At 66.7% G+C, this 10,347-nt stretch carries 8 protein-coding genes; 5 read left to right on the forward strand and 3 right to left on the reverse strand.

The window, feature by feature from the left end; genetic code table 11:
* A partial coding sequence (locus EB084_11795) for a hypothetical protein (protein NDD28937.1) occupies positions 1–823 on the reverse strand: 823 nt, incomplete at its 3' end.
* 200 nt (positions 824–1,023) lie between these two features.
* Between EB084_11795 and EB084_11800 the strand changes: the two genes are divergently transcribed.
* Positions 1,024–2,772 carry an aminotransferase class I/II-fold pyridoxal phosphate-dependent enzyme gene (locus EB084_11800; GenBank protein ID NDD28938.1) on the forward strand — a complete coding sequence of 583 codons (1,749 nt, stop codon included), beginning with the start codon at positions 1,024–1,026 and terminating at the stop codon, positions 2,770–2,772.
* Positions 2,773–2,793: 21 nt separating this feature from the next.
* Here EB084_11800 and EB084_11805 read toward each other — a convergent pair whose 3' ends face one another.
* Positions 2,794–3,711, reverse strand: coding sequence for a methyltransferase domain-containing protein (locus EB084_11805; GenBank protein ID NDD28939.1), 918 nt, complete (start codon positions 3,709–3,711; stop codon positions 2,794–2,796).
* 137 nt (positions 3,712–3,848) lie between these two features.
* Here EB084_11805 and EB084_11810 point away from each other — a divergent pair, with 137 nt between their 5' ends.
* Entirely contained in the window at positions 3,849–6,503 is a 2,655-nt protein-coding gene (locus EB084_11810) for an FHA domain-containing protein (protein ID NDD28940.1), read from the forward strand.
* A gap of 565 nt (positions 6,504–7,068) precedes the next feature.
* On the opposite strand, the gene EB084_11815 is transcribed toward EB084_11810, so the two are convergent.
* The gene (locus EB084_11815; GenBank protein ID NDD28941.1) at positions 7,069–7,299 is read right to left on the reverse strand and encodes a hypothetical protein; all 231 of its coding nucleotides are present in this window, start codon (positions 7,297–7,299) and stop codon (positions 7,069–7,071) included.
* 4 nt (positions 7,300–7,303) lie between these two features.
* Between EB084_11815 and EB084_11820 the strand changes: the two genes are divergently transcribed.
* The 3 genes from EB084_11820 to selB all read left to right on the forward strand — a co-directional run.
* Complete coding sequence (locus tag EB084_11820) at positions 7,304–7,708, forward strand: SPOR domain-containing protein (GenBank protein NDD28942.1); 405 nt, start codon at positions 7,304–7,306, stop codon at positions 7,706–7,708.
* Entirely contained in the window at positions 7,705–9,099 is a 1,395-nt protein-coding gene (locus EB084_11825) for an L-seryl-tRNA(Sec) selenium transferase (GenBank protein ID NDD28943.1), read from the forward strand. Before EB084_11820 ends, EB084_11825 begins: the two co-directional genes overlap by 4 nt.
* Positions 9,096–10,347: selenocysteine-specific translation elongation factor (gene selB / locus EB084_11830; protein ID NDD28944.1), on the forward strand; the 1,252-nt coding region annotated here is incomplete at its 3' end. The genes EB084_11825 and selB, both read left to right, overlap by 4 nt.

The following is a 10,347-nucleotide window of genomic DNA, read 5'->3' on the forward strand; positions in this document are numbered from 1 at the left end:
TGGGCTTCTGGGTCTGGTTGTTCATCGCGAAGTTCGACGACGTGGTGTAGTCGTTCAAGACGTAGATCTTCACCGGGCTGGTGACGCTCGACGAGACCACGAGGTTCGAGTTGGCGGAGATGTTGACTGAGCTGAAGTAGTAGGTTCCGCCCTGGTTGAATGTGATGGTGCCTCTTCCGGTGAGTGCCTTCGTCGACGAGTTGTATGCCATGGTGCCGCCCGTGATGGTCCAGCCGGTGCCGTTGTTGTTGGAGGTCTGGGGGCCGGAGAAGTCGATGGCAGGCAGGGAGACGTTGGGAGCCGCACCCTGGGTTCCGGTGATCTGGGCGGTTCCGTTCAGCTGGTATCGCGCGGCTGACGTGTTGCCGTGAATCACCGTGTTGCTGTAGAGGGTGAGCAGCCCTTCTGTGCCCACCGACCCGTTCGAAGAGATGTTTGTCGACGTGTTGTACGCGCCGTTGCTCGAGTTGTACGAGTCGGTGTTGGCGTTCGACGACATGTCGATGGATGACTTGGCGTACGCGGCGTAGCGGTACACCGTGTTACCCCCGATGCTCACCAGGGCCCGCGTCTTGCGTGACAGGCTGTTGTAGGTGCCGGTCGAGAGCAGGTACACCGTGCCGAAGGGAACGAGGGTACCGTCGGGGGCGGTGACGTTGGTGTTGCCCACGAGGTTCGACGTGGCGGTGAGCGTGTAGCTCGAGCTGCTGTCGCTCAGGATGCTTGCCACCGAGACCACAAGCAGCACCAGGACGAGGGCCAGACCGGCGGAGGCGGTTCGTCGGAGCCTTGATCCGTCGAGATGCGGGGAGCCGTTGCACATGTTGTCTTCCTCCTCAACTCCGGCGGCGCAGCCCGTGGGCGGGTTGCTTTTCAGGGAGCCTTATTACAGATTGTAACAAATGCCGTTCGTCGCGTCCGTGAGAATGGTCACTGTTCTTCTGGGCCAGGAGGGCACCCGCCTCCATCATCATCGTCGCTGATCCGAGGGGCGGTTCGCCACCGGCTCTGGCACGATTGTCGATGGCCGTTGGAACGATGGAAGCGCGGTCGCTGGTCGCATCGACAGCGTGCGGTGTGCCAGGAAAGCCCGCCATCCCGCGCGAAGGCCCCGCCCCTGACCGGGCGCGTGGACGCGCGCACGGCATCACGACGCTACCGGAACCGGCCGGTCAGCGCCCGCACCTCACGGAGGACGTCTTGACCCCACCCCCTGTTCCATCGACGGCTTCGCTGCCCCTCGCCTACCAGCGCAATGGCAGCCCTCTCACGGGGGAGGCGTTGCAGGCCTGGCTCGACGCACAGCGTCACACGCCATACTTCGAAGCGCTGGCAGCCTACTCGCGCGAGGGCGTGACCCCGTTCCACGTCCCAGGGCACAAGCACGGTCGCGGCATGCTGCGTGAGTTCAGAGACCTGGTGGGAGAGCAGGCGCTGCGTCTCGAGGTGACCACCTGCATCGGGCTCGATGACCTCCACCACGCCAGCGGACCGCTGCGCGACGCCCAAGAGCTGGCCGCGCAGGCCTATGGCGCCGATCACACCTGGTTTCTCATCAATGGCTCGTCGAGCGGTGTGCAGGCCATGATCATGGCGACCTGCGCGCCCGGTGACACCATCCTCATCCCGCGAAACGCCCACAAGTCGACCTGGGGCGCCGCGATCACCACGGGGGCGCTGCCCGTCTACGTGTACCCTGAGTACGACTACGAGCACAACATCGACCATACGCCCACGGTCGAGTCGTACCGCCGAGCGCTCGACGAGAACCCGCACGCCCGCGCGCTTCTTGTTGTCAGCCCCACGTACTATGGCGCCCTGGCTGACATCCGAGCCATCATCGCCCTGGCGCACGAGCGCAATGTGCTCGCCCTGGTCGACGAGGCCTGGGGGCCGCATCTGCCCTTCTGGCGCGGCTTCGACAGCTCGGCCATGTGGTGCGGCGCCGACGCCGCCGTGAACAGCACCCACAAGCTCGTGGGGGCCATGTCGCAGGGCTCGATGCTGCACATCAGCACCCGCCGCCTCGATCCGTACCGCGTTGACGCGGTCGCGCGACTCTTCTTGAGCACCAGCCCCAGCTGCCTCATCCTCTCGTCCATCGACGCGGCGCGAAAGCAGATGGTGCTCGAGGGCGACGCGCTGCTCGAGCAGACCGTGCGGCTGGCTGAGAATGCGCGACAGGCGCTGCGTGAGATTCCCGGTGTCGGCAGCTTCGGTCGCGAGCTCATCGGGCGCCCGGGCGTCTCTGGCTTCGACCCCACCCGCCTCAGCTTCCAGGTGCGAGGCCTCGGGATCACGGGGTATGAGTTCGAGGCGCTGCTGCGCAAGCACCATCACGTTCAGGCCGAGATGTCAGATCTCTTCAACGTGCTCTGCCTCGTGACCATCGGTGATCGCGAGCAGGATCTGGCCAGGCTGGTCGAGGGGGTGCGCGATCTTGCGGAGCGCGCTGCCCGCGGAGACGCCGAGGTGCACCCCTTCGAGCGTACCTTTGGTCCTTCTTTCGAGCTCCCGGACTGGCCGCCCATTCGCATGACGCCTCGTGAGGCGTTCTTCGCGCCGTCTCGGCTGGTCAAGGTGGCCGATGCCCTCGGTGAGGTGGCCAGTGAGATGATCACGCCCTATCCTCCAGGCATTCCCATCATCTGTCCTGGAGAAGAGGTCACCCAGCAGATCATCGATTATCTCAGCGTCGAGATCGATGCCGACTTCAAGGTGCACGGGCTCATCGATCGCGACGGCGACAGCTGGATGCGCGTGCTGGCCTGACGGAACCGCTGCCGGGGGGCGTCAGTTCCCGTCGTTGAACAGGCGCGCGGGCAGCTGCGCGTCGTCGTCGATGACCACGTCCATGGCGGCCTGCTCTCGCTCGAACCACGGGGGAAGCGCCAGCATGGCGTGATGCATGGCGCCGCTGTACATCTCGAGCGACCCCTCGACCCGCGCCGCGATGCGGGCGTCGATCTCGTCGGCCGAGATGGCGAACGGGTCGACGCTGCTACTTGCCACGCAGTAGCCCCAGTCGTTCGAGAACGAGGGGATGAACGCGTGCATGGTATGGGCGAAGGCCTGTCGCGCGGTGTGAACCGCCGCGTGGTGCATGCGGTTGGTGGTCATCTTGGCGCTGCAGGCCTGCATGCACATCACCCCGTCCGGGTGCATCACGTCGCGCACCCGCTCGAAGCACTGGCGACTGAACAGCCGTCGCAGCGGTGAATCCTCGAGTGGCTGCGGCAGGTCGTGGATGACGCAGTCGAACTTCTCGGTGCAGCGGTCGATGTAGGCGCGCGCGTCATCGGCGTGAAGCTCGAGGCGGGGGTCTTCGAAGGCGCCCGCGGCCCACTCGGGCATGTGCTCCTTGCAGATGTCGACAAGCTCGCCGTCGAGGTCGATCATGACGACGCGCTCGATGGTGCGATGACGCAATATCTCGCGCAGGGTTGCCCCCTCGCCGCCGCCCATGATCAGCACGCTGCGGGCCGGACGTGGCAGGCTGATGAGTGCGGGATGCACCAGCACCTCGTGATAGAGGCGCTCGTCACCCTGGGCCGACTGGATGTCGTCGTCGAGCATCAGGATCTTGCCGTACCGGTGGCTCTGCACCACCTTCACGCTCTGCCAGCGCGTCTGGCCTTCGTACAGCACCTCGCCGTAGGCGTGGCGGTGCTGCTCGTGCTGCGAGACGTGCTCGGTGTACCAGTCGCTCATGAAGGGGCTCCTCGATCTTGCGTCGATGTGCGCGAACGGGAAGTTGGCGCGGACGGCGTTCGGTTCCTCCAACCCCGCGGAGACGAGTCGGCCACAGGGATTTCATCTGGTAGCGGAAAACTCCAGAGGCGGCGCCTGTGCACAGGCGCAAGACTGCAAGAGCGTCGATCGCGCCAGATCGGGAGGGGCCATTGAGCCCGTACGGCATCTTCTTCATCATCCGACCGGACAAGGTTCGCGAGAGCTTCGAGATCCCCACGGCGTCCATCTCGGTCGGCAGCGATCCGCAGAATGCCCTTACCCTCGCTCACCCTGATGTGGCGCCCGTCCATGCGCGGGTCGAGTGTCGCCAGGGTTCGGCGGTCATCACCGATGTGAGCGGCTCTGGGGGGGTCTTCGTCAACCAGACGCGTGTGGGGGAGCAGCAGCTGCGCCAGGGCGATGTGGTGAAGATCGGTCCCTACTTCCTGGTCTACCACCCGCCGGGCGCGGCCTCCGCGGGACCGGTTGCCGCGGGGAGCGGTGCGTATGCCGCGCCGGTCGGAGCGGGGCCAGCCGGCGGCGCCTCGATGCCGCCTGCGGGAGGGAGCGGCGGGTTTGCAGCGCCGTCTGCCTCGGGGGCCGGACCGCGTCCTGAGGGCAACGTACCGCCCGCTGCGCAGCCCTCGGCCTCTGCGAGCGGCGCTACGCCGCCGGCGGGTGGCGGGCGCCCGCTCTCGCCCGCGCCCACGCATCTGCCCTCGGTGGTCGCGGGTCAGGTCAACCAGCAGCGCCTGCAGCCTGATCAGGTTGTGCGCATCGGGCGCGACCCGGCCAACACCATCGTTGTGCCGAGCTTGCAGGCCTCTCGCTTCCACGCTGAGCTTCTCTCTCGCGGGGGGGCCTTTGCCATCCGCGATCTGGGGAGCACCAACGGCACCTTCGTCAATGGCCAGCGCATCGCGCCCCAGACCCCCGTGCAGCTGGTGCGCGGCGCCGTCATCAAGATCAGCGAGCACACCTTCTTCTTCGACGGACAGCAGCTCGAGCACTACAGCGAAGCCGGCAACGCCCGTCTCGACGCCATCGGTCTGCGTCGCGTCGTGGCGGGGGGGCAGCTGCTGCTGCGTGACATCTCGCTGTCGATACAGCCGCGCGAGTTCGTGGCGGTCGTGGGCGGCTCGGGGGCGGGAAAGTCGACGCTGGTGAATGCGCTCAGCGGCTTCCGGCCGGCCGATCAGGGCACGGTGCTGCTGAACGGCCTCGACTACTATGCAAACATCGAGGCCTTTCGCACCGCCCTCGGCTACGTTCCTCAAGATGACATCATCCATCCTGAGCTGACGGCCCACCGCGCCCTCCACTACGCGGCCCTGCTGCGCATGCCCGACGACGTCGATCCGCACGAGCGCGACGGCCGCATCGAGGAGGTGCTACGCGATCTGCATCTCAGCGAGCGCCGCGACGTGCCCGTCAGCAGCCTGTCTGGCGGTCAGCGCAAGCGCGTGAGCATCGGGGTCGAGCTGCTCACCCGTCCTCGCCTGTTCTTTCTCGACGAACCCACCAGTGGCCTCGACCCCGGCATGGAGCTCGAGGCGATGAAGATCTTCCGCCATCTGGCCGACCAGGGCCATACGCTGATCGTCATCACCCACGCCACCACGAACATCATGCTGTGCGACCGCATCGCCTTTCTCGCGCGTGGCGGTTATCTCGCCTACTTCGGCCCGCCCAAGGAGGCGCTCGCCTACTTCGGCGCGCGCGATTTCCCGGAGATCTATCTCAAGCTCGAGCGCGAGAAGACCCCCGAGCAGTGGGGCGATGAGTTCCGGCGCAGCCAGCTCCACGGTCAGTACGTGCAGTCCCGTCTCAATGAGGTGCAGGCGCTGGCTTCCCAGGCCGCGGCGAATCCACGCGCGTCGCTGCCGGCCTCGGCCAGCGCCCCCACCCGCCAGGGCTCCGGGGTGCGCCAGCTGCAGATCTTGATGCAGCGATATCTCGACATCATCACGCGCGATCGCACGAACCTGGGGGTTCTGTTCGCGCAGGCGCCCGTTCTCGCGCTGGTTCTGCTGGTCGTTGTCTGGGGCAAGGACAACCTGTTCATCGCCCGCAGCGCCAAGGAGCTCGGAACCGCGCAGAAGTTCATCTTTCTCCTGGCCCTGTTCTCGCTGATGTGCGGCACCCTCAACTCTGTTCGTGAGATCGTGAAGGAGCTGCCCATCTACAAGCGCGAGCGCTCGGTGAACCTGCGCATCTTTCCGTACCTGATGTCGAAGTTTCTCGTGCTCTCGGCTGTCTCGGCGCTGCAGAGCCTGGCGTTCACGTTCATCGTCTTCTCCTATCTGCAGAAGCCCGATGTCGACGGGTTCATGGGGCAGATGTTCATGGTCTTGTGGATGACGAACCTGGGGGGTGTCGCGCTTGGCCTCGCCGTGTCGTCGGTGGTGCCCAACCAGAACCTGGCCATGACCTTGCTGCCGGTGGTGCTTCTCCCCCAGGTGGTGCTGGCCGGCATTCTCGTACCCCTCGAGGGCGACGTGTCAAAGCTCTTTCCCTACCTGACCATCTTGAAGTGGTGCGGCGGCATGGTGGGGCACCTGCTCTCTGTCCATACCTGGCCTTCCCTCATGCTCGTCAGCCCGACGCGTCAGATCATGCAGGCGCCGGCGCCCTCCGCCGAGGTGTGGGACATCTCGCTGCTTCCCAGCGACGCCGGCATCGGCGGTATTGTGGGGCTAGGGCTCTACGCGGCGGTGTGCCTGGGATTCGCCACGCAGATGCTCAAGCGGCGCGACAAGAGCAAGGACTAACAGCGCGCCACCTCGCGGCGCGGCTTGAAGGGAATTCCAGCGGCGCCGCGAACTTTTTCGGGTTGAATCTTGTTCACCGCCATCTCCGGGCTGGGGATACGCCCCGTGGCGGCTTGGAGGACTGAGCATGAGACCCACATCGCTCATGGTTGCAGGCATGTTCGTGGCTGCGGCGCTGGTGGCGCCGCTCGTGCCGGCGTTTGCCGCGGGCAGGGACATGGCCGTGCTCGTGGTCGGCAATGGGGCCGACAAGGATATGGCCGCGCGGGAGCGCGCTGTCATCGAGAGCCTCACCCGGCAGCGCCTTCAGCGCGGATGGAGCCACAAGCTGCTTCCCATCTACTCCTACCACTTCGACAAGGCAGCCGAGCGCGCTTACTGCGAGGAGCGCCTGAAGGTCAAGCCCGGAGATCTCGTTGTCGTTGGTCTGGTCGAGCTCGAGAGCGGCGTGCCGGTCGACTTCGTCTATCGCGAGAGCACGGTCTCGAACGCGGGGTCCACAGCCGACAAGGTCATGGACCGAGCCCGCGCGGAGCTCACCGCTCGCGGACGTATCGCCTCGTCGTCACCGTCCGCCACGCCCAAGCCCGCGGCCAGCGCCACGCCAGCCTGTGGCCAGCGCCACGCCCAGGCCTGTGGCCAGCGCCACGCCCAGGCCCGTGGCCAGCGCCACGCCGAAGCCCGTCGCCAGCGCCACGCCCAAGCCCGCGGCCAGCGCCACGCCGAAGCCCGTGGCCAGCGCCACGCCGAAGCCCGTGGCCAGCGCCACGCCCAGGCCCGCGGGGCATGGTTCCACGAGCGTGGTCGTGACCACCTCACCGGCAGTTCCCATTCTCAAGCCCGTCAAGTGGAAGCCGCGCCCGAAGCCCGCGAAGCCTGCCACTCCAGCGCCCACGCCCGCGCGTCCCGCGGCACCTGTTTCGGTTCCCTCGGGGGCTGCGGGTGAGCGATGGGCGATTCAGCTTGGCCTGTTCTCGACGCTCGAGAAGGCGCACCTCACCATCGAGAAGCTGCACGAGACCAACCCCGACCTGCAGGCAGAGATTCGCAAGGGCACGAAAGATGACCAGGTGGTGTACCGTGTCATCGCCGGCTCGTTCCCGTCACAGTCAGAAGCCTACACCCGCGCCAAGGCGCTGGCGGAGGCCGGGCTGCCTGGATTCAGCGTGAAGGTCGATGCCGCACTCGGTACGCTCGTGAAGTGACCGACCCGAACGGGGCGCTCAGAAGCCTCCCTTCCATCGACAGGTTGCTGGGAGACGCCGAGGTGCTACCTCTCCTCGAGCGGTTTCCCCGGGCGGCCGTGGTCGAAGCGCTTCGAGACGCCAGCACCTCGATTCGTCAGCGGCTGAAGCAGGGAGAGGCTGTGGCCTCGCCGCTCAACGAGGCCATCGTCGAGGTGGCCCTCACCCGCCTCGGAACCATGTTCTCGCCCGGACTTACGCACGTGGTGAACGCGACCGGCGTCGTGATTCACACCAATCTGGGGCGCGCCGTTCTCGCCCCCACGGCCGTGGAGGCTGCCCGGTGTGCCGCCGAGGGCTACATCAACCTCGAGTACGACCTCTCCAGCGGTCAGCGGGGGCGACGCGCGGCGTCGCTGATCGACCTCATCTGTTCCCTGACCGGCGCCGAGGACGCGTGCGTGGTGAACAACAATGCGGCCGCCGTGCTTCTCATCCTCGACACGCTGGCGCGGGGGCGTGAGGTGGTGGTCTCTCGATCTGAGCTGATCGAGATCGGCGGGGCGTTTCGTCTGCCGGAGGTCCTTGCTCGAAGCGGTGCCACCCTCGTAGAGGTCGGCACGACGAACAAGACCTACCCCCGAGACTATGTCGAGGCCCTCACCGAACGCACCGCGCTCCTCATGAAGAGTCACTGGAGCAACTTCCGCATCATCGGGTTCGTGCGCGAGGTGAGCGTCACAGAGCTGGCCGCCATCGGACGAGAGAAGGGGGTGGCCACCGCCCTTGATCTCGGTTCGGGTGCCCTCGTCGACTTCACGCGTCTCGGCCTGCCCCACGAGCCCACGGTGCGCGCGTGTGTGGAGGCCGGTCTTGACCTGGTCTGCTTCTCTGGCGACAAGCTGCTGGGCGGACCGCAGGCGGGCATCATCGTGGGGCGACGCGACGCGGTGTCCCGCTGCGCGCGCAATCCGCTGATGCGGGCCCTTCGATGCGACAAGATGACCCTCGCCGCGCTCGAGGCGACCCTGCTGCTGTACCGGGATGCCGAGACCGTTTCGGAGAAGGTGCCCGTTCTCGCCATGCTGACGGCGCCGCTCGAGGCGTTGGAGCAGCGTGCCCGAGGTCTGGCGGCGCGTCTCGTCGCGGCGCTGGGGGATGCGGCGCAGGTCGATGTGACGGAGGGAACCTCGCTTCCCGGAGGAGGGTCGCTCCCCGCGCACGAGCTTCCCACCTGGCGGGTGACCTTGCGGGCCGGCTGTGCGGAAGATGTGCTCGTCGCCCGTCTGAGACGCGCCCGCACGCCGGTTGTGGCACGCGCGGAGAGCGGCTGCGTGGCCTTCGATGTGCGAACCCTGCTGCAGGGCGATGAGGAACGCATCGTGGCCGCCTGCCAGGAGGCGATCTCGTGAGCGCGTCACGTTTCTTCATTCTCGGGTCGGCGGGTCACGTCGATCACGGCAAGACCACGCTCATCAAGGCGCTCACGGGCATTGAGACCGATCGCCTGCCGGAGGAGAAGGCACGCGGGCTCTCCATCGATCTCGGATTCGCCCATCTGGCGCTCCCGTCGAAGCGGGTGGCGGGTATCGTCGATGTGCCCGGACATGAGCGGTTCCTCAAGAACATGCTCGCCGGCGTGGGCGGGTTCGACATGGTGCTGCTGGTGATCGATGCGGTCGAGAGCGTCATGCCGCAGACCCGTGAGCACATGGAGATCCTCGAGCAGCTCAAGATTCCCGCCGGGGTGGTGGCGCTCACAAAGGCCGACCTGGTCGACGAGGATTTCCTGCAGATGGCGCTCGAGGAGGTCACAGAGTATCTCTCGGGCACTTTTCTCGCGGGCGCGCCGGTGGTCCCGGTCTCTGGCGTCACCGGGTTCGGCACGCGCAAGCTGTTGAAGGCCATCGACACCGTTCTCGATTCCGTTCCCCCTCGCGTGCTCGAAGGCCCCGCTTATCTGCCTGTCGATCGGGTCTTCACGAAGGCGGGCTTCGGAACCGTCATCACGGGCAGCCTCTGGTCTGGGCGCCTGCGCAAGGGCGATCGCGTGACGCTCATGCCGGAGGCGGTGGAGACCAAGGTTCGCGGGCTGCAGGTGTATGGTGAGCCCGCTGAAGAGGCGCTGGCTGGGCAGCGCGTGGCGGTGAATCTTGGGGGGGTCGACGTGGCGAGCGTGCATCGCGGGCAGGTGCTCGGCTCGCCGGACGCGCTCGTGTCAACCGACCGCGTCGATGCGCAGGTAGAGCTGCGCAAGGACAGTCGCGCGCTGCGCAATCGCAGCCGCGTGCGGCTCTACTTCGGCACCTGCGAAGCCCTCGGCAAGGTCATCGTGCTCGACGCTGACGAGGTGGAACCGGGGGCCACCGGACTGGTGCAGTTCGTGCTCGACGCCCCCGTGACCGCGCGACGGGGCGACCGCTTCGTGCTGCGCAACTCCACGGCGGAGCACACCATCGGTGGGGGCATGTTCCTCGAGATGCGTCCTCAGGCCCACCGCCGCAAGGACGAGAAGACGCTCGAGATCCTTCGCCAGCAGGAGGCGGGCACGGCCCTGAGCCTTGTGAAGGCCGTGCTTATGCAGGCCCCCTTGAAGCCGCGGCGCCCCGCGGATGTCGCGGAGAGCCTGAAGAACCCGCTCGATGTGGTCACCGTGTGGC

It is taken from the genome of Pseudomonadota bacterium, assembly GCA_010028905.1.
In the GTDB taxonomy this organism is placed as follows: Bacteria; Vulcanimicrobiota; Xenobia; order RGZZ01; family RGZZ01; genus RGZZ01.